This is a genomic window from Stenotrophomonas sp. STEN020, from assembly GCF_056760195.1.
This window is the reverse complement of the sequence record NZ_JBRREI010000066.1, coordinates 1-22,511: the sequence shown is the minus strand read 5'-3', so window position 1 is coordinate 22,511 and position 22,511 is coordinate 1. Positions and strand designations below refer to the sequence as shown.

Here is a 22,511-nt window from a genome sequence, read left to right as displayed (position 1 = left end):
TGGGCGCGGCCGGCCCCCCCCCCCCCCGCCGAGCGCCGCCCCCCCCCTTCTGGTGTGTCGGGGGGGGGGGGCGGCGCGGCGGGCGGCCCGCCCCCCCCCGCTCCTACAAAAGCCGGGCCACCCGCCGTCCGGGCAGGTTGCCAGCAAAGCCAGCCCCGCTTTGAGCTAGCATCAGCGCAACCGGGAGCCAGGGACTGCCAAGCATGAAGATCGCCGTAGTGCGCTGTCTGTTGTTGGTCACGTGGCTGCTATTGGGGTGCGCGCCCGTGTGGGCGGCGCCTGGCAAGTTGTTGGAGGCCACGCCAACCGACGGTGCCCCCGGCGGCGCCAAGGCTTGGCGCATCCGTTACGAGACCACCGACGTCAACGGTCATCCCACCCAATCCACCGGCGTGCTGGTCGCCCCCGTGGGCGTCAGTCCAGCGGCAGGGCGCGAGGTAGTGGCATGGGCGCACGGCACGGTAGGCATCGATGCCGCCTGTACCCCCATCCGCACACTGGACCAGATCCCCGGGCTGGCCGACATGCTGGCGCGTGGTTGGGTGGTGGTGGCCAGTGACTATCCGGGGCTGGGCACGCGCGGACCGCATGCGTATCTGGCCGGCGATGCTACCGCTGCAGCAGTACTGGATTCGGTGCGTGCAGCGACCACGCTGGCTGCAGTTGGTGCCGGCCGCAGCTTCGCGGTGTGGGGGCATTCGCAGGGCGGGCATGCGGCGCTGTTCACAGCGCAGCGGGTGCGCGCCTATGCGCCGGACCTGCAATTGAAGGGCGTGGTCGCGGTATCACCGCCCACCGATCTGGTGGCGAACATGCAGCACGCCGACGCCACCGTTCGTGGCCTGTTGACTGCATTTACCGTGCGCAGCTGGTCAAAGGTCTACGGTGCTGATCTGTCCACCATCGCCAACAAGACCACGCAGGGTGTGATTGACCGCGCCACCAGTGGTTGCGAAGGCGATCCGTTCTCTGCCGCCGCGCTGGTCCGCCTGGTTCGCCTGCGTGCGCGGCTGGGTAGTTTGGATCTGAGCCGGCGTGCGCCTTGGGACGGGTTGATGGCACGCAATTCCATCACCGCGCTGCCAGCTGGCAGCGCACCGCTGCTGCTGGTGCAGTCCGATGCTGACGGCTTGATTGCAACGCCGGTGACGCAGGCGTTTTTCGAGCAGAGCTGCAAGCGTGGGGCGGTTGCAGGCTACCTGCGGCTGCCGGATACCGGCCATGCCACTACCGCGATTGTCTCGGCGGATAAGGCCATCGCCTGGATCGCGGCGCGCTTCAGTGGGCAGCCGGCAACCAGCGACTGTGGTTTGGCGATGAAGGCCAGTACTGGTAGCGGCTAGAGGAAGGATCAGGGTTCATCGGTCGCATAGGTTGAACGGTTTGTCATGGCAGCGTGACATCACGCTGCGGTTTCGATCACGGAGGTTTCGCCATGTCGCTGCTGCTCTACGGTCATCCGTTTTCCTCGTATACGCAGAAGGTGCTGATCGCGCTGTATGAAAACGACATCAACTTCGAATTCCGCCAGCTCGGGCCAGACACGCCTGAACACATAGGCCAATGGCTGCAGCATTGGCCGCTGGGCAAGTTTCCGCTGCTGCTCGATGGCGACCGCGGCGTTGTGGAGACCAGCATCATCATCGAGTACCTGCAGCTCAAGCATGCCGGGCCGCTGCGGCTGTTACCCGAAGATCCGCTGCAGGCACTGGACGTGCGCTTCCATGACCGCTTCTTCGACCTGCATGTGATGAGCCCGGTACAGCATGCGGTAGCCGGTGCCTTGAGTGGCGACGATGGCAAACGCGACGAGACCCGCGTGTTTGCAGTGCAGAAGCTGGAACTGGCTTACGCCTGGTTGGAGAGCCAGTTGCCGGGTCGGCAATGGGCAGTGGGTGACAGGTTCTCGCTGGCCGACTGCGCGGCGGCCCCGTCGCTGTTCTACGCCGACTGGACACACCGCATCAGCGACGACTACCCGCTGTTGCTCGACTACCGCCAGCGTTTGTTGCAGCGGCCATCCTTCGCGCGTGCGGTGGAAGAGGCGCGCAGCTACCGCCATCTATTCCCCTTGGGAGCGCCCGATCGTGATTGAGCGCTTGTAGCAGTGTGGATGCTCGCTCAGCTGTCAACTGCAGCTGGCTGCCTGTATCAGCTACCGAGCTTGGCCCAGCGCCCACCGTCGTGCAGCGACACTTCGAAGCGCGCCCATTGGCGCAGCTCCGCGGCGCTGGCATGGCCGATATCGCCAATGCCGTCACCGGCAACCACGGCGTACACCAGGCGGTCGGCGGCGGGGCCGGACAGCGCTGGCGTCACCGACACCCGGCGCACGCTCCAGGCCCGGCCCAAACGGCCGTTGCTGTAGCAACGGCCGGGCTCGATCAGCTCCGGGTGCAGGGCGTCGCGCTCGGCGTTCTGCTTGGCCAGCTCCAGCAACTCGGTAAGGCTCTCGTCGGTGATATCGACGAAGGAGTTGAGCTGGCCGATGGCGGCGTGAAAGTCTTCCTGGGTCAGGTCGACGTCGCGTTGCGCCGACGGCACGGCCACGGTCTGCTGGCGACGCCGATGCAGGTGCACCGGGTAGCGACGCCACGCGAAGCAGGCGTTGAACGCGACCCCGGCCAACAGGATGGCGGCGACGTTGATCGCTACCGGAGTGAGCAGGTACTGGTAGCCCAGCGCGTGCACATCGCTGCCACCAATTACCGCCGCAAGCGCGGTAGCGCCGCCCGGTGGGTGGATGCAGCGCAGGTAGTGCATCGCGCCCACCGCCAGCCCCACCGCCAGCGCGCCGGTCCAGGCCTGCTCGGGGAACATCAGCTGGCAGCTGACGCCGATGAAGGCGGACACAAGATGGCCGGCAATCACCGCCCACGGCTGCGACAGAGCTCCATGTGGCACGGCAAACACCAGCACGGCGCTGGCCCCCATCGACGCCAGCAGGATCGCGCCACCGGCATGGTTGAAGCCGCCCGGGAAGCACCAATGGGTGATCTGGTAGACCACGCTGATGCCGATCAGTGCGCCCAGTGCCGAGATCCACTTTTCGCCATGGCTGGTCTGGTTGCGCTCGATGCTCAACCAGCTGCGCAGAGGATGCAGGGGCTTGCTGCTGGACATCATGGTGGTTGATGGACGAGGGATCGCTATTTTGCCGGGTTTCCAAGGCTGCACATGAGTCCAGATGAGCTCATTGGTAGATTGCTGATGCGGATTTGTTTGGTCGTCATGCCGTGTTTGCAGGCTACGGGCCGCCAAGGAGGTAGGATGCAGCGGCCTCCCGTCTGTTCAGTTGCGTGATGATTTTTGGACCGTTGATCTCCTGGCCGTTCCTGTTGCTGGTGTTTGTGTTGCCGCTGGTCGGCGCCGCGGTGGCGATTGGCTTGCTTGTGCAGGCCTGGTATTTCCATCGGCACGGGCAAGGTGGCTGGGGCAATTTCTTCGACTGGAAGACGCGGATCAGCACTGCTTTCGTACTGCTGGTGACGGTGTGGGTAGGCGTACTGGTCTTCAAGCTGATTCAGTTCAAGCTGGAGTTCGACGTTGAGAAGTGGCAGCGGGGCAGTCGCGCGCAGTTCGTTCTGCAGCGTGATTTCCAATACGGTGAGTTCAACGTGCCCAAGGGCACGCTGGTAAACCGCTATGACGTATTCGACAACGGTGAGCCACAGCGGCCACTCGGATTGCGTGGCTTGGACGCACTGCAGTTTCCAGTGCCGGTGCAGCTGGCTGGCCTTTGGATTGATGCAATGGAGGCGTCACCCGGGCGCATGCGGCTGACTGCTGATCAACGCATCAGCCCGGTGTATCACTCCGATCCAGAGAGCGGCGACTGGGTAGTCGATCACTCGCGTCCTTTCATCGATTGCAAGGCCGGTGAGAACGCCTGGTTCAACGCACCGTTGATCGACTATGACATCCAGGCGGAGTTCCTGACCGGCGAGCCGGATGGTGCAGCGGCACGCTTCAAACCCAGCCAATGGCAATTCACCCACTGTGAGAGCGACTGGGCGCCGATGGAGATAAAGCCTGCCTTCGCCGAGCCGATGCCGGCGGGCGCGACGCCACAGGTGTTCACCCGGCAGGACTGATCCATTGCAGCGTGGAGGATGGTTTTACGCAGATTTGATGCGGACCTCGGCTCATCGCCATCGTCGGTTTATGGGGGCTGCGTGAACAATTCCGCATCGCCGCGCAGCTCGCGCGGCCGCTTTCGGAAAACCCATGAAACGCTCACGTTCTTCGTTGTACTTCGCCGCACTTATTGCCCTCACCGCCAGCACGAATGCACTGGCCATCGACACCAGCGGCAGCGCTGCCCTGACCAGCGACTATGTCTGGCGCGGCTCCACCCAGAGTCAAGGCGATGCCGCCGTGCAGGCCGGCTTCCGCGTCTTCGGAGACAGCGGGGTGTACGCCTCCGTGTGGGGCTCCAGCGTTGAGTTCGCCCCGGAGACGCACGCCAGCAGCGAGCTGGACTTCATTGTCGGCTGGAACGGCAAGCTGGCCGACGACTGGGCGCTGGATGCCAACCTGCTGCATTACCGTTACCCGGCCACGACGGTCGACTTGAACTGGACCGAGCTCAATACCACGCTGACCTGGAAGGAGAACTACTGGCTGTCGCTGGGCTGGTCGCCGGAGGCGCTGGGTACCACCCAGGATGGTTTGTATACCCAGCTGGGCGCGCGGTTGCCGCTTTCTCCACAGCTGCGTCTGGAAGGCGCTGCTGGCTGGTATCAGCTGCAGGATGCGGCGGGTGGCGGCTACGCGCATGGTCAGGTCAGCGCGATCTGGGCGGTGACAGCGCCGATTGAGCTGCGCCTTAGTGGGCATTTCACAGATCGGAACGCACGCGATCTGTTTGGTGAGAAAGCAGCTGGAACCCGTTGGGAAGCCGCGGTGCAGGCATCGTTCTGACAATCGCTGCCCTGCGGGAAGGGCGCTTTTGTAGGAGCGGCGTCAGCCGCGAAGCCGACACCAAGGAGCGATCGGGCAATCTGAGATCTTCTGGTGTGCGAGCTTCGCGACTTACGTCGCTCCTGCAAGAGCCATCGCTGTTGTTGTGGGAGCGGCGTAAGCCGCGAAGCCGGGAATCGTAGGCCACCAGTTGGCCTGCGACCTGATCGTGTGTGAGCTTCGAGACTGACGTCGTTCCCGCTGGGGCGTGGTGTCCCCGTGGGAGCGGCGTCAGTCGCGAGTGGCGTTACCTGCTACCGCTTCGGTACTGACAATCTGAAGCGAGATAGGTGCACGCGCTGCCCGTTGTGGTTTTGCCAGCGCATCTTCGGGAAGCTGCGCCTGCCCGCCCCAGAAATCCGCCACGGTCACGCTCGGGCGCATGCGCAGCACATTGCGCAGGAAGCCGAGCACCTCATGCGGCCAGACCCGGCGGCCCATGCGCGTATACCAGCGCATGCCGTAGCGTACTTCCGGGTCGGGGTGCATCAGCACCCGCCAAAGTGCCTTTGGCCGCAGCTGCATCACTGCTTCTATCACTTTGAACCATAGGAATACCCGCCAAGGCGGCACGCCCTGTGTTTCCAGTACCTGATGCTTGTAGTCCCAGTTGCGCTGGTCGTTGTCGATGATCCGCCGCTCGGCCACATCATTGAAGTACGGCGTCCAGCGGTGCGGGGTGACGTAGAGCAGCTGGATCTGGTCCGGGTCGTAGCGTAGGAGGTGACGCAGGCTGTTCCAGTAGTCGCGATCGGTCTCCTGCTCGAAGCCCACCACATAGGTCGCCATCGACAGGATCCCGTGTTGGCGCAGCAGCTGGATGGCGTGGCGGTCCTCATCAATGTCCGCACCCTTGCGGATCTTCGCCAAGGTGGCCGCTTCGTAGCTCTCTATCCCCAGCAGGAAGCGGATGACGCCGGCCTGCTTGTACAGATGCAGGATGTCGGCATCGCGCACGATGTCACCTGCGCGGGTGGAGCCCACCAGGGTCAAACCGACGTCTTCGGCAATCAGTGCTTCCAGAAAGCGCTTCCACGCACGCCGAGAGCCTGTAGGGAGCTCATCGGCGAAGTTGATCACCTGCACGCCGTTCTCGCGGTGCAGCCTTGCCAGCTCTGCCGCAAGCAGCACCGGGTCGCGGTGGCGCCAGCGGGTCCAGAAGCCACGCTGCCCGCAGTAGCTACAGAGGTAGGGGCAGCCGCGCGAAAACTGCACCACAACCGCCTTGCGTCCGCCCCAGTAGGAGTAGTGATCATGGTCGATCAGTTCCCATCCAACGCGCTGCTGATCCAGCTCGGTGATCATCACTGCGTCGGCGGTTGCCACTGGCAGCTTGTCCACCCGCAGCGCGATGCCAGCAACCTGGCGCAGATCGCTGGCCATCGCACGTGCATGCATCAACCGCACGATGGTGTGCTCGCCCTCGCCACGGACTATGCAGTCGATGGCAGGGCACTGCAGCAGGATGTCCTGCCAGTGATAGGTCGGGAACACGCCGCCGTAGACGATCCACAGGTTGGGCAGTTGCTGCTTGAGCGCGGTGGCGATGCGGACCACGGTCGGATGCGCCGAGCTGGAACCGGAGTGGCCCATCATCACCACATCCGGTGCATATCCGGCCGTTTCGCGCAGAATCCTGTCGAAGGGCATTGGCCCGATATCCGCATCCAGCAGACGTACCTCGTGGCCGGCATCCAGGAGTGGGCCGCCGATGCTCAACAAGCCAAGCGGTGGAAGGTGCTCGCGCGGAATGCGGCTGCCGATCGCGGTATGCGGGGGATTGATCAGCAGAATGCGGAGTTTGTGCATGGCGTTGACTGGCGGAAGTCCGGACAGCAGCAGGAATACGCCGCGCGTGTGTGTGCCGGATGGGCTGATTGTGAAGCGAGTGAGAAGTGCCGGAACGGTGGCAAAACGGAGCGCTGATGCAATAGAACCAACAGTTGATTTGCTGCTAGTTTCTGCGCCACTCAAGCAGCAATTGGACTGGGAGGAACTGGTGAACCAACTGCGACGGAATCCAAAGCGCTGGTTGTGGCGCGCAGCTGTGCTGTTCGTGCTGGCGCTAGCTGGTCTATGGGCATGGCAGCAACCGTTTGCGGTTGTCGCCCGCGAAGGCTGGAAGCTTTCACGCTTGCCGGCACCAACCGAGATCGTCGTACCCGTGCAGGGCATCAAGCCGCGGCAGATCGCAGATACCTTTGGCGCGCCACGCGGCCGTGACCGCAAGCATCACGGTGTGGATATCTTCGCCAAGCGCGGCACACCGGTTGTCGCCGCCACCCAGGGCGTGGTGGCAGCGGTACGCGACAGCGGCTTGGGCGGGCGCCAGGTATGGGTGATCGGGCCCGCCGGGCAGCGGCACTACTACGCCCATCTGCAGGATTGGACGCCGGGGCTGGCCTATGGGCGCATCGTGCAGGCCGGCGATGTGCTGGGCTTCGTGGGTGACAGCGGCAACGCGCGCGGTACGCCGCCGCACCTGCATTACGGCATCTACGGTGGCGATGGCCCCTTTGATCCGCTGCCGCTGATGCATGCAGGGCAGCCGCGCAAGCGGTAAGGTACGCCCCCTGCAAGCCGCCTTCCCGCGGCGTGGTCTGTGCTGAACGATGCTGATTGATCAATTCGACCGTGAACACCTGTGGCACCCCTACAGCGCCCTCGGCAGCCCGGTGCCTGTGCTCAAGGTTGCCCGCGCCGATGGCGTACTGCTTCAGCTGGAAGATGGCACCCAGCTGATCGATGGCATGGCCTCGTGGTGGTGCGCCATTCACGGTTACAACCACCCGCAGCTGAACCAGGCGGTGGTTGACCAGCTGGGCCGCATGTCGCATGTGATGTTCGGTGGACTCACCCACGAACCGGCCATCGCGCTGGGCAAGCAGCTGCTGCAGATCGTACCCAAAGGGCTGGACGCGATCTTCTATGCGGACTCCGGCTCGGTGTCGGTGGAAGTAGCGCTGAAGATGGCGATCCAGTACCAGGTGGCGCGCGGCAAGCCCGGCAAGTGCAATATCGGCACAACGCGTTCGGGCTATCACGGTGATACCTGGAACGCGATGTCGGTATGCGATCCGGTCACCGGCATGCATGGTTTGTTCGGTACGTCACTGCCGACGCGCCGTTTCGTACCCGCGCCGCAGACACGCTTCGGTGACGATTGGAACCCCGTCGATATCGCGCCGCTTGCGCAGCTGTTTGCCGAAAGCGCGGATGAGTTGGCTGCCTTCATCATCGAACCGGTGGTGCAGGGCGCGGGTGGCATGCGCTTCTACCATCCGCAGTACCTGCGCGAGCTTGCGCGCTTGTGCCGCGAGCATGACGTGCTGCTGATCTGCGATGAGATCGCCACCGGCTTCGGTCGCAGTGGGCGATTGTTTGCCTGTGAGCACGCGGGCATCAGTCCCGACATCCTGTGCATCGGCAAGGCACTGACTGGCGGCTACATGACGCTGGCGGCCACGCTGTGCACGCGTGAGATAGCCGACGTGATCGCCAGCGCCGAGCCGGGCGTGTTCATGCACGGCCCGACCTTCATGGCCAATCCGTTGGCCTGCGCGGTGGCGCTGGCCTCGGTGCAGCTGCTGCTGTCGCAGGACTGGCAGGGCAGGGTGGCGGCGATCGAGCGTCGTCTTGAAGAGAGTCTGGCTCCTGCGCGTGCTCTGCAGCAGGTGGCCGATGTGCGCGTGCTTGGGGCGATCGGCGTGATCGAATTGAAGGCATCGCTGCGTCTGGAACGCATCCAGCAGCGGATGCTGGACCACGGTATCTGGATCCGACCATTCGGTCGGCTGGTCTATGTGATGCCGCCGTTTGTAATCGACGATGCACAGCTGCAGCAGTTGTGTGAGGCCATGGTCGCGCTGGTGGCCAGCCTGCAGGAAGAGGATATGCGCGCATGAGCACCAAGATCGTATTTGTCAGTGGCATCGATACCGAGATCGGCAAGACGGTTGTCACCGGTTGGCTGGCGCAGCAATGGGCGGCGCAGGGCGAGGACGTGATCACCCAGAAGCTGGTGCAGACCGGTTGCGTGGGTGCGTCCGACGACATCCTGCTGCACCGGCGCATCATGGGCACTGGTTTGTTTGATGAGGACCGCGACGGCACCACGATGCCGGCCTTGTTTGCCTATCCGGCATCACCGCATCTGGCTGCACGTTTGGAGCAGCGTGCACTGGATCTGTCTGCAATCGAAGCCGCTACCGCGCGCCTGTGCGAACGCTACGAGACTGTGCTGATCGAAGGTGCCGGTGGTTTGATGGTGCCGCTGACCGAGCAGCTGCTGACAATTGATTACGTAGCCGAAAAGGGCTGGCCGGTGTTGCTGGTGACCTCCGGGCGCTTGGGTTCGATCAACCACACCTTGTTGTCCTTGGAGGCGATTGCCGCGCGTGGGATCGCCTTGCATGGCGTTGCCTGGAACAGTCGTGATGACAGTAGTGATGAGCTGATTGCTGCCGATAGCCGCGGGTTTATTCGTGATTGGGTGTTGAAGCGGTTCCCGGATGCGGTCTGGTATGACGTGCCGAGGATTGATCTGGGCTGATTTGGGTCCTTGCGAAAGGCACCCCTCCCCAACCCTCCCCTGCGCGTTGCGCAAGGGAGGGAGCTGATCGTGCAGTGCTGCGGCTGTTGCTTGCGCTCCCTCCCTTTGCCGTAGGCAAGGGGAGGGTTGGGGAGGGGTGCTCCTGCTCCTGCTTCAGCCGCTTGGATCGCTACTTCTTCAACTTGTAAGCCAGCACATAATCGCCAGCCTTGGTCCCGGTCGAGCCGTGACCGCCAGCCACCAGCAGCACCATCTGCTCGCCCTGGCTGTTGAGGTAAGTCATCGGCGTGGCTTGGCCGCCGGCTGGAATACGCACATCCCACAGCACTTTGCCGCTGGCCAGGTCATAGGCGCGGAAGTTGTCGTCGGTGGCCGCGCTCATGAAGGCCACGCCGGTTGCGGTCAGCATCGGCCCGCCAATGCCAGGTACGCCGATGCGGATTGGCAAGGGCAGCGGTGACAGATCGCGGATGGTGCCGTTGCGGTGCTGGTAGGCGATCTTGCCGGTGCGCAGATCGGCGGCGGCAACCGTGCCCCACGGCGGTACCTGGCAGGGCACACCAATGGGTGACATGAAGGGCGTCATTTCCACGGCGTAGTCGGCGCCTTTGTTTTCATTCAAGCCATGCTCGCCCTTGTTCATCTCGCGGCCGCTGGTCTCATGCTTGGGCACCAGCTTGGAGACGAATGCCAGATAGGTGGGCATGCCGAACATCACCTGTCGCTGCGGGTCCACCGCCACGCTGCCCCAGTTGAAGGTGCCGAAGTTGCCCGGATAGATCAGGCTGCCCTGCAGCGTTGGCGGCGTGTAGCGGCCGTCGTAGCGCAGCTGCCGGTACTGGATGCGGCACAGCATCTGGTCGATCAGGCTTGCGCCCCACATATCGGCTTCACGTAGTGGTTTGGGCTCGAAACTCAACGCGGACGCGGGCTGCGTGGGCGCGGCGAATTGGCCGGGAATGTCCACGTACTGCGGTGCGGTGCGTTGGCTGATTGGCAGCAAGGGCTTGCCGTCGCGGCGGTCGAGCACGTACACGTCGCCCTGTTTGGTCGGCTGCACCAGTGCCGGTACGCGGCGTTGCGGCAGGTCCAGATCCAGCAGTACCGGTTGCGCGGGGGTATCCATGTCCCACAGGTCGTGGTGCACGAACTGCTGCACCCAACGGACCTGGCCACTGGCGATGTCCAGGGCCACTACCGATGACGCATAGGTTTCTTCAGCTGGGCTGCGGTACATGCCGAGTTGGTCGGGAGTGCGGTTGCCCATCGGGAAGTAGGCCAGCCCCAGTGCTTCGTCGGCGCTGGCCACCGACCAGCTGTTGGGTGAGCTGGGCGTGTAGACCTGGTTGGGGTTGTTCGGGTCCAACGGTGTGGTCTGGGTGGGGTTGCCCGAATCCCAGTTCCAAAGCAGCTGGCCGCTGTGCACGTCATAGGCGCGTATCACCCCGGACGGCGAGTTGATCGCATAGTCGTCATTGACCGCACCGGCGACGATGACCTTGCCGCCGGCAATCAGCGGCGGCGAGGTCGAGTAGTAGTAACCGGCCTGTTTGAACGGCATGTTGTGCAGCAGGTCGAGCACACCGTTGTTGCCGAAGTCGCTGCAGTGCTCGCCAGTCTGCGCGTCCAGCGCATGTAGCTTGGCATCGGCACTGGGCAGAAACACGCGGCTGCTGCAGGTGTGCGCCGTTGTTGGCGCGCCTGCCGCAGCTACGGGAGTGGTAACAGCTTCGGTGTAATACGACAGCCCGCGGCAGGTCTGGTGTTGTCGCTGCGGCTCCATGCCGGCACCCGGATCAAACTTCCACAGCACCTTGCCGCTGTCCGCATCCAGCGCGAACGCCAGGCTGTGCGGCGTGCACAGATACAGCGTGTTGCCGATCTTCAGCGGGGTAACTTCGAAGGTGGTCTCGCCCACGTCCTGCGGCAACCGCACGTCGCCGGTCTGCATCTGCCAGGCAAGTTGCAGCTGGCCGACATTGGCCGGGGTGATCTGCGCTAGTGGCGAGTAGCGCTGGCCGTAGCTACTGCGGCCGTAGGCCTGCCATTCGCCGTCCGGCTGCGCGCTGTCGCCCAGGGCCGGGGTGGCGTTGACGATATCCATCGGCAGGCGGCCATCGATCTCATGCAGGTGCCGCGGAATGCCAGCGAAGGCAACCGCGGCCACGCCCAGCGAGGCCAGCAGCACCGGCCAGCCAGCCGGGCCGGTGTAGCCGCGCGGGCTGGAACGGCGCGAGGCCGGCAAGGCCATCAGCAGGCCAAGCAGGGCCGGTACGCCCAGGCGGGTGGCCAGCGGCCACCAGTACAGGCCGGCCTCCCATAGCGACCAGCCCAGCAGCACCAGCAACCAGCCGGCGTACAGCCAGGTCGGCCAGCGCCGGTGTCGCCACAGGCCCCAGGCCACGGCCAACAGCAGCAGGCCGCTGAGCAGGTAGAACGGACTGCCCTGCAGGGCCAGCAACCAGGCGCCGCCCACCGCCAGAGCCAGCCCGAACAGGCTCGTCAACAACAGGGTCAGAACACGCATGGCGTTCCCGCAGCTGCAGAAGTTGCGGCCATGCTGCGCCACGGCATGTCTGCATGGCGTCACGCGCGTTCTTAACATTCCCGCCGTAGAATCGGAGCCTTGTCGACTGGGGACTGAGCATGAGCATTCTGGATTTCATCAAGAAGGAACTGATCGAGATCATCGAGTGGACCGATGACTCGCGTGACACGCTGTCCTACCGCTGGCCGGACGATGACCGCCAGATCAAGAACGGCGCGCAGCTGATCGTGCGCGAGTCGCAGATGGTGCAGTTCGTCGCCGCTGGCCAGTACGCCGATCTGTTCGGCCCGGGCAAGCACACGCTGAGCACGCAGAACATCCCGGTGCTGTCGACCATCCTGGGCTGGAAGTACGGCTTTGAATCGCCGTTCAAGTGCGACGTCTATTACCTCAATACGCGTCTGTTCACCGGCAACAAGTGGGGTACCTCCAACCCGGTGATGATGCGCGACGCCGATTTCGGCGTGGTCCGTCTGCGTGCGTTCGGCACCTACGATTTCCGCATCGTCGACCCGCCCAAGTTCCTCAAGGAAGTGGCCGGTACCGACCAGAATTTCCGCCTGGATGAGTTCGCCGACACCATGCGTTCGCGCGTCGTCAGCGTGTTCACCGAGGCCTTGGCCAAGGCCGGCGTGCCGGCGCTGGATGTGGCCTCGCGTTATTCCGAGTTGGGTGAGGCCTTGCTGCCGATCATCAACCCGGCCATGACCAGCAAGTACGGCATCGAGATCACCAGCTTCATCCTGGAAAACGTGTCGGTGCCGCCGGAAGTGGAACAGGCCATCGACAAGCGCTCCAGCATGGGCGTGATCGGCAACCTCAACGACTACGTGAAGTACCAGATGGGCCACGGCATGGGCGAGGGTGGCGAAGGTGCCGCCGCCGCTGCGGTGCCGGCACAGATGGCGATGGGCTTCGGCATGGCGCAGGAAATGATGCGCAACATGCAGACCGGTGCGCCGGTGGTGCCGGGCGCTGCGGTGCCGCCGCCGTTGCCGGCTGCCGGTGATGCCGTGGCGCTGGACGTGCTCACTCCCGAACAGGCGGCGCAGGCCTTGTCGGTATCGGTCGAGGACGTGATGGCCTCGATTGCTGCAGGTGACCTGAAGGCACGCAAGATCGGCAATGCCACCCGCATTGCCCGCTCGGCACTGGAAGAGTTCCTGCGCGGCTGATGAACAACGCAACAGTTGGCAAACATCCCTGCCCGGAATGCGGCGGGGATCTGCAATGGAATGCCGGCAAGCAAGCCCTGGCCTGTCCCTACTGCGGCACCATCGTGCCGCTGTCGGAGGCGGCCATGGGCGTGGGCGATGGCAGTGCTGGCGTGGTCGAGCAGGACCTGCTGGCGGCATTGAAGCGGCTGCAGGATGAGACGGCCATGCCGCCGCCGTTGCCGCCGCAGCCAAAGGGCGGTGTGGTCGGCATGCTGCAGAGCATGGCCGCCACTCCGGCCGAGCAACGCGGCTATGGCGCCCAGCCGCGCGAGGTGCAATGCCAGAGCTGTCATGCGATCTCGGTGTTCGTCGATGGCAAGGTGGCCGACCGCTGCGAGTTCTGCGGTTCGCCGTCGATCATCGACCACGAGTCGCTGGGCGATGCGATCACCCCGCAGAGCGTGCTGCCGTTCAAGATCAGCGACGGCCAGGTCCGCGACATCATCCGCAAGTGGTATGGCACGCGCTGGTTTGCGCCGAGCAAGCTCAAGCGCGCGGCGTTGACCGATACGCTCAAGGGCATGTACCTGCCGTACTGGACGTTCGACGCGCAGGTGGCCGCGCGTTGGACTGCCGAGGCCGGTCACTACTACTACGTCACCGTCAGCTACCGCGATTCCAAGGGCAATACGCAGACTCGCCAGGAACGGCGTGTGCGCTGGGAACCGGCATCCGGTTCACTGCAGCATTTCTTCGACGATGAGCTGGTGCCGGGCACGGTAGGTGTGCATCCGGAACTGCTGGCCAAGATCGGCCAGTTCCCGACCACCACGGATCTGAAGCCGTATTCGCCCGAGTTCGTGCGTGGCTGGACGGTGGAGCGTTACCAGGTGGATCTGCGCCAGGCCGCGCAGCAGGGTGAGGAACAGATGCAGGCGCAGACACGTGCGCTGTGTTCCGAGCAAGTGCCCGGCGATACCCAGCGCAACCTGCAGGTGCAGGCCACCTACAGCAAGCGCACCTTCAAGCACATCCTGGTGCCGGTGTGGCTGGTCAGCTACACCTATGGTTCGCGCAGCTACCAGGTGCTGGCCAATGGCTATACCGGGCAACTGGCCGGTGAGCGTCCTTACAGTGCGTGGAAGATTTTCTTTGCGGTACTGGCCGGTGTGCTCGCGTTGCTGGTGCTGATGTACGTGCTGGGAATGGCGCAGTAACGACGCGGTTGCTGCTGTCCTCGCTCATCTAGCCAGGGCTGTAACAACCGGGCGTTCCGGCCTCTGATTGTTGTAGGAGCGGCGTAAGCCGCGAAGCCGGTAGATCATCAGTTGGCACAGATGCTGATTGCTCCAGCGCTATCAGCTTCGCGGCTTACGCAGCTCCCACAAAAGCGCTGCGATCACGCTAGGCCACTCCTGCAAGTCTCATCTGTCCGACAAGTTGCTGCGCTTACCCGCGTTGCAGAGCTGCACTGCTCGTCTAATCGCCCAGATGCAGCACCGGCATGAAGCCGCCATAGACCAGGCGCTTGCCGTCGAATGGCATCGGATTGGTGGCCGGGTCCATGCGTGGGTCTTCCATCATCTTGCGCATGCCGATGTCACGGGTGGCCTTGTCCGGCCACTCTATCCAGGAGAACACCACGGCTTCATCGTCCTTGGCCTGCACGGCGCGGTAGAAGTCGGTCAGCGTTCCGTGTGGCACATCGTCGGACCAGCATTCGGTCACCCGCAAGGCACCGAACTCGATGAACAGGGCATCGGCGATATGTGCGTGTTCAATGAACCTGGCTTTGTTGGCCTGCGGTACGGCAGCCAGGAAACCATCAACGTAAGACATGGCGGGCCTCGTCGGGTAGGGCGGCCTGCGGCCGCCTTCAGTGAAACAGCGGTAATGAGCAACGTCGATTCTGCGCCGGGCAATGTTTCGGCCCTGCAAAAACTTCGTTGGGTACCGAACCGGCATGCAGCGGAAGCACGGTTATGTGGCCTGGCGCACAGCTGATTGGCTACGGATAGCCCACGGCATTGATATTGATCAGGGTCGGCTGGCGTCGGCCTGCCGACAATGGCCTTGCTTCGGGTAAGGCAGGGAACATGAACGGGCTGGGCAGAACGGTTTTGCGGGCTACGCTGGAAGGCGTTGCCAGCCGAAAAGGCAGGCAACGTCATGCCGTTTCGGCCGTTGTGGCACAAGCGGGCAGGGCGGCAAGAGAGGGTTCAATGAATGTCCATCGCTGCCGCTATGGGGAGACGGCTCGTTCAATGGCGGCGTCGGCAAGCTGCCGCGCGCGGCAAAAGGCATCCTTCGTTGATCAGATCGCGCGATTGCTTTTGCGCCAGCAGCCGCCGTGAGCGCAGAGGTGTTGGGCGAACCGGCTGCGTCAGGCGAGGTTGTCTGCTGCCCCGCCAGCCACGCAGGAACGCCGCAGGCCAATGACATACCCGAAAGATCGCATACCGCCAGCGTTGGCTGGCACCAGGAGAGTAGTGATGCAGTTTGTTTCCCGTAATGCACTGGCCGCCGCGTTGGCGGCACTCTGCCTGCCGGCTGTGGCCTGGGCACAGGACGCCGCGCCGGCAACCAAGGTCTCTGCGCAGATCTTCGTCAACGCCAGCCAGCTGGATCGTGATGGCGTGGTCACTGACGATGAGGGCTTGGCGCTGGATCTGAAGCGCACCTTCATCACCGTCGATCACCGTTTCAACCAGCACTGGACGGCGCAGGTCACCACCGATGTGCAGTGGCTGCGCAACAGCGATCCCACCGACGTGTGGCTGCGCCATGCCTACCTGCAGCGCAGCTTCGGCAAGGGCAACTGGCTACGGCTGGGCAATGCGCCGCTGCCGTGGATCCAGCAGGAGTCGGCGCGTGATGGCTATCGCTATGTCGATGGTGCCTTGATTACCCGCAGCAAGATGGGCAATGCGGCCGATTACGGCGTGCATGGCCAGTACACCCGTGGCGACTTCACCTACGCCGCTTCCGTGGTCACCGGTGGTGGTTACCAGAAGCCGCGCCTGGGCAATCGCCCGGACGTCGAGGCGCGGGTAGGCTGGGCACCGGCCAAGGGCGTTGAGCTGGCCCTGGGTGGCTATCGCGGCACCCGCGCGCTGGATGCTGGCGACATGCCGCGGCAGCACACCGCGCAGCGTTGGAATGCGATGGCCAGCTGGGTAGGCGAGCGTGGCCGGATCGGCGCGCAGTACTTCCGTGCCGAGGACTGGACCCGGGTGGTCAAGCCGGGCAGCGATGACCAGTGTGGCTGGTCGGTGTGGGGCAGCTACCAGCTGAGCCCGCAGTACGCGCTGCTCACCCGCCACGAAGAGACCCGGATGAGCCTGGACATCGATCCGCGCACCCGCGAGCGTTATCACCTGGTCGGCGTGGAGTGGAAACCGAACAAGCACCTGCGATTGGCTGCGGTGGCCAAGCAGCTGAAGCAGGAAACGGCGAAGAAGTCGCTGGAAAGCCATGAAGCCGGCTTGTGGGCGCAGATAGCGTTCTGAGTGTGCTGCGCTGAGCCTGCCTTTGCCCCTCCCCTTTGGCGTAGCCAAGGGGGAGGTTGGGAGGGGATTGGCTTTTGCTTGAAGCTTTGTGTTGGCTGCTGAAAGCACCCTTCCCCAACCCTCCCCTTCGCTACGCGAAAGGGAGGGGCTTGGCTGCTTGCGCGGCAGGGAGCGCTTTGCTCCTCCCCTTTGGCGAAGCCAAGGGGGGGGCTGGGAGGGGGTAGGCCTTTGCTTGAAGCTTTATGTTTGCCGCTGAAAGCCCCCCTCCCCAACCCTCCCCTTCGCTACGCGAAAGGGAGGGAGCGTGGCTGCTCGCGCGGCAGGGAGCGCTTTGCTCCTCCCCTTTGGCGTAGCCAAGGGGGAGGTTGGGAGGGGGTTGGCTTTTGCTTGAAGCTTTGCGGTTGCCGCCAAGAGCACCCCTCCCCAACCCTCCCCTTCGCTACGCGAAAGGGAGGGGGCTCAGTGGCTTACTCGCCTTGGTACTGCTTCTCTTCAACCAGTGCCGAACCGGCAACACGGTTGATCTCGTTCTTGACCACGATGCGCTCGCCGTTGGTGCCATACACACCGCGCGCCAAGGTGATGAACTCCGCGCCGAAATCCTGTGCGGCCTCTTTCTCGCGCAGGCGGTCCTGGATTTCCCACATGCGCTCGTTGATGGCCTTGAGCTGATCCTTGAGCGCGGTCAACGACGGGCGTGCTTCCTGCTGCGACAGCCACAGCGGCCACAGGCCCTGCAGCTCGGTGCGCACGTTGGCCAGCTTGGCGGTATCCGTAATGCGCTCGGCCTTGATTTCGAGGATGGTGATCTTGTCGATCAGTTCGCCAATCGATACCGGGGTGAGTAGGGTCTGCACGTTGTGGCTGCCGTTGCTTGTTGTAATTCGGCAATGATAGCGCTCTGCCAAAGGTTGCCAATGAACCGGTATTGGCGCTCGGGCAGCGGCGATGCGCACAATGCGGGCCCATCCCGATCAGGACTTGCCGATGCTGCTGCGTTCTTTTGCCACCGCTGTATTCATGCTGGGCGCTGTCAGCGCGCACGGCACCGAGGGCCTGCAGGGCGCCTGGCAACTGCAATCGGGGGAATTCATCAACCCGGAAGGGACGGTCGTGGACTACGCCAGCCAGAAGCTGGCTGGCACCAAGATATTGGCTGATGGCCGTTTCGCCTTCACCACCACCAGCGATGGCAAGTTCTGGGCCGGCGGCTCTGGCACCTATCGCAGCGGCGACGGGCAGTACGTTGAAACGCCGTTGATGGCGTCGTATCCGCTGGAGAACGGCGGCAGCTACAGCTTCCGCTACACCCTGGAAGGCGATGTGTGGACGCTGGAGCGCTGGGACGGCGAGCGCCGGGTTGAGCGTGAGGTATGGAAACGCGCGCGCTGAGAGGGGCTGAGATGGTTGGATTGTAGGAGCGGCGCCAGCCGCGAAGCTGACAATCCATGATTGTCCCGGAATGCCGCGAACTGTTGTTCTACCAGCTTCGCGGCTTACGCCGCTCCTACAGACAACCATTACTTCGCCGGGAAGCCCGCTTCTTCAAGCGCCTTGGTGAAGCTTTCCACCGGCTGGCTGGATTCGATCTTCACGTTCCTGCCGGGCAGGTCGATGTCGACCGTGGCGGCCGGGTCCACATCCTTGATGGCGGCCGTCACGCTGCGTGCGCAGCCGCCGCAGGTCATACCTTCGATATGCAATTTCATGGGGTTTCTCCGTTGGGGTGCGGTGAGCATGAAGCTTGCCATCATGGCAAGGTCAAGCGATAAAGAACGCTTGACCCTCCCATCGTTGGAAGCTTTAAGGTGCCTCCAACAATAGAAATGGAGACGTGCCGATGAGCAGCATCGCCAGTCCGGGCAAGCAGAAATCCGGCCCTGCCACCGAAGATCTGATGATCGAAGGCATGACCTGCGCCTCCTGCGTGGGCCGGGTCGAGCGTGCGCTGAAGGCCATCCCCGGGGTCAGCCAGGCCAGCGTCAATCTGGCCACTGAACGCGCCAGCGTGCAGACCGACGGCAACGTGCCGCGCGAGGCGCTGGTGCAGGCGATACTCAAGGCCGGCTACGAGGTTACCGCCCCCGCCGCCCAGGAATTGCTGATTGAAGGCATGACCTGCGCTTCCTGCGTAGGCCGCGTAGAGCGCGCGCTGAAGGCGGTGCCGGGCGTGCAGTCGGCCAGCGTCAATCTCGCCACCGAGCGCGCCAGCGTGCAAGGCACAGCCGATCCGGCCGCCCTGCTGGCGGCGATCGAGAAGGCCGGTTACACGGCCAGCGTGGTCGGCAGCGCCGGCAGCAATGAGGATCAGCAGGCACAACGCCATGCCGACGATCTGCGCGTGCTCACCCGTGATCTGTGGATAGCCGCAGCGCTGAGCCTGCCGGTATTCCTGCTGGAAATGGGCGGGCATCTGGTGCCTGCCTTCCATCACTTCATCGCTGGCACGATCGGCACCCAGAACAGCTGGCTGCTGCAGTTCGTGCTGGCCACGCTGGTGCTGGTGTTCCCGGGCCGCCGCTTCTACCAGAAGGGCATCCCGGCCCTGCTGCGCGCCGCTCCGGACATGAACTCGCTGGTCGCGGTCGGCACGTTGGCGGCCTATGGCTATTCGCTGGTGGCGACCTTCCTGCCCAGGCTGCTGCCGGCCGGTACGGTCAACGTGTATTACGAAGCCGCTGCGGTAATCGTTACGTTGATCCTGCTCGGCCGCGTGCTGGAAGCCAAGGCCAAGGGCCGCACCTCCGAGGCGATCAAGCGCCTGCTCAAGCTGCAGGCCAAGACTGCACGCGTGCGGCGCGATGGCAGCGTGGTTGAGCTGCCGCTGGAACAGATCAACAGCGGCGATGTGATTGAAGTCCGTCCGGGCGAGCGCATCGCGGTGGATGGCGAGGTTGTCGACGGCGACAGCTATGTCGATGAATCGATGATCAGCGGCGAACCGGTGCCGGTGCAGAAGGCGCCGGGCAGCAGCGTCATTGGCGGCACCGTCAACCAGACCGGCGCACTCGGTGTGCGCGCCACCGCCGTCGGCGGGGCAACGGTGCTGGCGCAGATCATTCGTCTGGTGGAACAGGCGCAGAGCGCCAAGTTGCCGATCCAGGCGCTGGTTGATCGCATTACCCTGGTGTTCGTGCCGATCGTGATGGGTCTGGCGCTGCTGACCTTCGCGGTATGGCTGATCTTCGGCCCGGATCCGGCGCTGACCTTCGGCCTGGTCAACGCGGTGGCAGTGCTGATCATTGCCTGCCCGTGTGCGATGGGCTTGGCGACGCCGACGTCGATCATGGTCGGTACCGGCCGTGGCGCCGAGCTGGGCGTGCTGTTCCGCAAGGGCGAGGCGCTGCAGCTGTTGAAGGAAGCGCAGGTAGTGGCGGTGGACAAGACCGGTACGCTGACCGAAGGCCGTCCGCTGTTGACCGATCTTCAGCTGGCCGAAGGCTTCCAGCGCAGCGAAGTGCTGGCACGCGTGGCGGCGGTGGAGGACCGTTCGGAACATCCGATCGCCCGCGCCATCGTCACCGCCGCGCAGCAGGAAAACCTGCAATTGCCGGCGGTGGATGCCTTCGAATCGGTGACCGGCTACGGCGTGCGTGCAAATGTGGACGGCGTGCGCGTGGAAGTTGGCGCTGATCGCTTCATGCACAAACTTGGCCTGGACGTGACCGCGTTCGCAGCCGAGGCGCAGCGTCTGGGCGAAGAGGGCAAGAGTCCGCTGTACGCAGCGCTGGATGGCCGCCTGGCGGCGATCATCGCGGTCTCTGACCCGATCAAGTCCGATACCCGCGCCGCCATCGCCAGCCTGCATACGCTGGGCCTGAAGGTAGCGATGATCACTGGCGACAACCGTCGCACCGCTGAAGCCATCGCGCGCCAGCTCGGCATCGATGAAGTGGTTGCCGAAGTGCTGCCGGAAGGCAAGGTCGATGCGGTACGTCGGCTCAAGGCTGAGCACGGTCGCCTGGCCTATGTGGGCGATGGCATCAACGACGCACCTGCCTTGGCCGAGGCCGATGTTGGCCTGGCGATCGGCACCGGTACTGACGTGGCGATCGAGGCAGCCGATGTGGTGCTGATGTCTGGCAGCCTGCAGGGCGTGCCCAATGCCATCGCGCTGAGCAAGGCAACGATGGGCAATATCCGCCAGAACCTGTTCTGGGCCTTCGTCTACAACGCCGCCCTGATCCCGGTCGCGGCCGGTGTGTTGTATCCGGTCTGGGGCATCCTGTTGTCGCCGGTGTTTGCGGCCGGTGCGATGGCCTTGTCATCGGTGTTCGTACTTGGCAATGCGCTGCGCCTGAAGCGCTTCCGCGCCCCACAGATGGAAGCCTGAGGAGTGATGACGATGGAAGAGGGCATGAACATCGGCCAGGCCGCCAAGGCCTCCGGCATCTCCGCCAAAATGATTCGCTACTACGAGGACATCGGCCTGATCGGGCCGGTGGCACGTACCGACGCTGGCTATCGCCTGTATGCACCGCGCGATATCCACACCCTGGGCTTCATCAAGCGCTCGCGCGACATGGGTTTCAGCGTGGAGCGCATCGGCGAACTGCTGGAGCTGTGGCGTGACCGCTCGCGCCACAGCGGCGACGTCAAGCGCATGGCGCTGGAGCACGTGCAGATACTGCAGCAACGCATCGCCGAGCTGCAGGGCATGGTGCAGACCGTGCAGGCGCTGGCCAACTGCTGTGCAGGCGATGACCGCCCGGATTGCCCGATCCTGCGTGATATCGAGACCGGCGTGCCACTGCACGGCGAAGCATTGCCGACCACCTTTGGTGGTATCAGCGCAGGAAAGCGCTCGCGCTGATTGCAGCGTGAATTTGCATAAATGAACAAAATGCGAGGTGCGCGCGCTGCGCGCGTGCCAGAAACAGGCTGAATAAAAGCCTAAAATCGCTGTTTTATTGCGCGGCTGGTTTCAGGGTTTGTTGGGGCGTCTAACGGAAAACTTACATCCGGACGCAGACAGCTGTTTGCTGTCGTGCCATCAAGCTCAGTAATGCAGAGGTAGTACCCCCATGAAGACTTCGTTGATTGCCCTGGCGCTGGTTGCCGCCCTCCCGTTCGCCGCTTCGGCTGCTGACGGCCTGTCCTACAACTATGCGGAAGCCGACTACGCCAAGACCTCGGCCGACGGCAAGGCTGAAGGCTGGGGTGTAAAGGGCTCCTACGCGTTCCTGCCGAACTTCCACGCTTTTGGCGAATACACCCGTCAGGAAATCTCGCGTACCAATGTTGATATCGACCAGTGGCGCGTTGGCGCTGGCTTCAACAAGGAAATCGCGCCGTCCACCGATTTCGTTGCTCGCGTGGCTTACGAAAAGTTCGACCCGAAGCACATCGATCTGGACTTCGAAGGCTACAGCGCTGAAGCCGGCATCCGTACCGCATTCGGCAAGCACGCCGAGGTGTATGCCATGGCTGGCTACGAAGACTTCAGCAAGAAGCACGGCTTCAACCCGGACGGCGATTTCTACGGCCGTCTTGGTGGCCAGGTGAAGTTGAACCAGAACTGGGGCATCAATGGCGACATCAAGATGACCGGTGACGGTGACAAGCAGTGGACCGTGGGTCCGCGCTTCAGCTGGTAAGACGCACTGGCGCTTTGGCGTCATGTAGCGAAGGGAGGCCCGGCTTATGCCGGGCCTTTTCTTTTTGCCGAATGCTTGGGTTTGAGATCCCGCGCTAGAAGCTTCCCCTCACCCCAACCCCTCTCCCGCAGGCGGGAGAGGGGCTCGCATTGCTCGCGCTCGAAGTGTACTAGCCCCTCTCCCGCC

At 63.7% G+C, this 22,511-nt stretch carries 20 protein-coding genes; 14 read left to right on the top strand and 6 right to left on the bottom strand.

Features of this window, described 5'->3' with window-relative positions; genetic code table 11:
* The first annotated feature begins 203 nt into the window (after window positions 1–203).
* Together ACVOLZ_RS19730 and ACVOLZ_RS19725 are read left to right on the top strand one after the other, a co-directional pair.
* Window positions 204–1,343 carry an alpha/beta fold hydrolase gene (locus tag ACVOLZ_RS19730; RefSeq protein ID WP_481517612.1) on the top strand — a complete coding sequence of 380 codons (1,140 nt, stop codon included), beginning with the start codon at window positions 204–206 and terminating at the stop codon, window positions 1,341–1,343.
* 92 nt (window positions 1,344–1,435) lie between these two features.
* On the top strand, window positions 1,436–2,095 hold the full coding sequence (locus tag ACVOLZ_RS19725) for a glutathione S-transferase family protein (RefSeq protein WP_481517611.1): 660 nt from the start codon (window positions 1,436–1,438) through the stop codon (window positions 2,093–2,095).
* A 56-nt stretch (window positions 2,096–2,151) separates the two neighbouring features.
* On the opposite strand, the gene ACVOLZ_RS19720 is transcribed toward ACVOLZ_RS19725, so the two are convergent.
* The gene (locus ACVOLZ_RS19720) at window positions 2,152–3,123 is read right to left on the bottom strand and encodes an HPP family protein (protein ID WP_481517610.1); all 972 of its coding nucleotides are present in this window, start codon (window positions 3,121–3,123) and stop codon (window positions 2,152–2,154) included.
* Between the two features lie 179 nt (window positions 3,124–3,302).
* Between ACVOLZ_RS19720 and ACVOLZ_RS19715 the strand changes: the two genes are divergently transcribed.
* A complete protein-coding gene (locus ACVOLZ_RS19715; protein ID WP_481517609.1) occupies window positions 3,303–4,094 on the top strand; it encodes a hypothetical protein in 792 nt (263 codons plus the stop codon).
* A gap of 133 nt (window positions 4,095–4,227) precedes the next feature.
* Complete coding sequence (locus tag ACVOLZ_RS19710; RefSeq protein ID WP_481517608.1) at window positions 4,228–4,923, top strand: TorF family putative porin; 696 nt, start codon at window positions 4,228–4,230, stop codon at window positions 4,921–4,923.
* Window positions 4,924–5,193: 270 nt separating this feature from the next.
* Here ACVOLZ_RS19710 and bchE read toward each other — a convergent pair whose 3' ends face one another.
* Window positions 5,194–6,771, bottom strand: a complete 1,578-nt coding sequence (bchE, locus tag ACVOLZ_RS19705; protein ID WP_481517607.1) for a magnesium-protoporphyrin IX monomethyl ester anaerobic oxidative cyclase — start codon at window positions 6,769–6,771, stop codon at window positions 5,194–5,196.
* A gap of 190 nt (window positions 6,772–6,961) precedes the next feature.
* Here bchE and ACVOLZ_RS19700 point away from each other — a divergent pair, with 190 nt between their 5' ends.
* Genes ACVOLZ_RS19700 through bioD form a run of 3 tightly spaced genes read left to right on the top strand, consistent with a single transcriptional unit; the run spans window position 6,962 to window position 9,514 of the window.
* The gene (locus ACVOLZ_RS19700; protein ID WP_481517606.1) at window positions 6,962–7,525 is read left to right on the top strand and encodes a M23 family metallopeptidase; all 564 of its coding nucleotides are present in this window, start codon (window positions 6,962–6,964) and stop codon (window positions 7,523–7,525) included.
* A 49-nt stretch (window positions 7,526–7,574) separates the two neighbouring features.
* Entirely contained in the window at window positions 7,575–8,867 is a 1,293-nt protein-coding gene (bioA, locus tag ACVOLZ_RS19695; RefSeq protein ID WP_481517605.1) for an adenosylmethionine--8-amino-7-oxononanoate transaminase, read from the top strand.
* Window positions 8,864–9,514 carry a dethiobiotin synthase gene (gene bioD, locus ACVOLZ_RS19690; RefSeq protein WP_481517604.1) on the top strand — a complete coding sequence of 217 codons (651 nt, stop codon included), beginning with the start codon at window positions 8,864–8,866 and terminating at the stop codon, window positions 9,512–9,514. The genes bioA and bioD overlap by 4 nt, the downstream gene beginning before the upstream one ends.
* Window positions 9,515–9,683: 169 nt before the next feature.
* Here bioD and ACVOLZ_RS19685 read toward each other — a convergent pair whose 3' ends face one another.
* Window positions 9,684–12,041, bottom strand: a complete 2,358-nt coding sequence (locus ACVOLZ_RS19685) for a membrane-bound PQQ-dependent dehydrogenase, glucose/quinate/shikimate family (protein ID WP_481517603.1) — start codon at window positions 12,039–12,041, stop codon at window positions 9,684–9,686.
* A gap of 119 nt (window positions 12,042–12,160) precedes the next feature.
* Between ACVOLZ_RS19685 and ACVOLZ_RS19680 the strand changes: the two genes are divergently transcribed.
* Both ACVOLZ_RS19680 and ACVOLZ_RS19675 read left to right on the top strand, forming a co-directional pair.
* The gene (locus tag ACVOLZ_RS19680) at window positions 12,161–13,237 is read left to right on the top strand and encodes an SPFH domain-containing protein (RefSeq protein ID WP_481517602.1); all 1,077 of its coding nucleotides are present in this window, start codon (window positions 12,161–12,163) and stop codon (window positions 13,235–13,237) included.
* On the top strand, window positions 13,237–14,436 hold the full coding sequence (locus tag ACVOLZ_RS19675; protein ID WP_481517601.1) for a TFIIB-type zinc ribbon-containing protein: 1,200 nt from the start codon (window positions 13,237–13,239) through the stop codon (window positions 14,434–14,436). The genes ACVOLZ_RS19680 and ACVOLZ_RS19675 overlap by 1 nt, the downstream gene beginning before the upstream one ends.
* Before the next feature lie 262 nt (window positions 14,437–14,698).
* On the opposite strand, the gene ACVOLZ_RS19670 is transcribed toward ACVOLZ_RS19675, so the two are convergent.
* Window positions 14,699–15,058, bottom strand: coding sequence for a DUF1428 domain-containing protein (locus ACVOLZ_RS19670; protein ID WP_481517600.1), 360 nt, complete (start codon window positions 15,056–15,058; stop codon window positions 14,699–14,701).
* Window positions 15,059–15,711: 653 nt separating this feature from the next.
* On the opposite strand from ACVOLZ_RS19670, the gene ACVOLZ_RS19665 reads away from it, so the two are divergent.
* Window positions 15,712–16,728: a hypothetical protein gene (locus ACVOLZ_RS19665; RefSeq protein ID WP_481517599.1), complete on the top strand. Its 1,017-nt coding sequence runs from the start codon at window positions 15,712–15,714 to the stop codon at window positions 16,726–16,728.
* A 467-nt stretch (window positions 16,729–17,195) separates the two neighbouring features.
* On the opposite strand, the gene ACVOLZ_RS19660 is transcribed toward ACVOLZ_RS19665, so the two are convergent.
* Entirely contained in the window at window positions 17,196–17,585 is a 390-nt protein-coding gene (locus tag ACVOLZ_RS19660) for a DUF6165 family protein (protein ID WP_481517598.1), read from the bottom strand.
* Between the two features lie 130 nt (window positions 17,586–17,715).
* Here ACVOLZ_RS19660 and ACVOLZ_RS19655 point away from each other — a divergent pair, with 130 nt between their 5' ends.
* Window positions 17,716–18,120, top strand: coding sequence for a hypothetical protein (locus tag ACVOLZ_RS19655; protein WP_481517597.1), 405 nt, complete (start codon window positions 17,716–17,718; stop codon window positions 18,118–18,120).
* Between the two features lie 128 nt (window positions 18,121–18,248).
* Here the strand turns inward: ACVOLZ_RS19655 and ACVOLZ_RS19650 are convergent, their stop codons facing one another.
* Window positions 18,249–18,437: a heavy-metal-associated domain-containing protein gene (locus ACVOLZ_RS19650; RefSeq protein WP_481517596.1), complete on the bottom strand. Its 189-nt coding sequence runs from the start codon at window positions 18,435–18,437 to the stop codon at window positions 18,249–18,251.
* A 131-nt stretch (window positions 18,438–18,568) separates the two neighbouring features.
* On the opposite strand from ACVOLZ_RS19650, the gene ACVOLZ_RS19645 reads away from it, so the two are divergent.
* The 3 genes from ACVOLZ_RS19645 (at window position 18,569) to ACVOLZ_RS19635 (ending at window position 22,325) form a co-directional block, all read left to right on the top strand.
* Window positions 18,569–21,061, top strand: a complete 2,493-nt coding sequence (locus ACVOLZ_RS19645; protein ID WP_481517595.1) for a heavy metal translocating P-type ATPase — start codon at window positions 18,569–18,571, stop codon at window positions 21,059–21,061.
* Window positions 21,062–21,067: 6 nt separating this feature from the next.
* Entirely contained in the window at window positions 21,068–21,541 is a 474-nt protein-coding gene (cueR, locus tag ACVOLZ_RS19640) for a Cu(I)-responsive transcriptional regulator (protein ID WP_481517594.1), read from the top strand.
* A 211-nt stretch (window positions 21,542–21,752) separates the two neighbouring features.
* Complete coding sequence (locus tag ACVOLZ_RS19635; RefSeq protein ID WP_481517593.1) at window positions 21,753–22,325, top strand: OmpO family porin; 573 nt, start codon at window positions 21,753–21,755, stop codon at window positions 22,323–22,325.
* Window positions 22,326–22,511 lie beyond the last annotated feature (186 nt).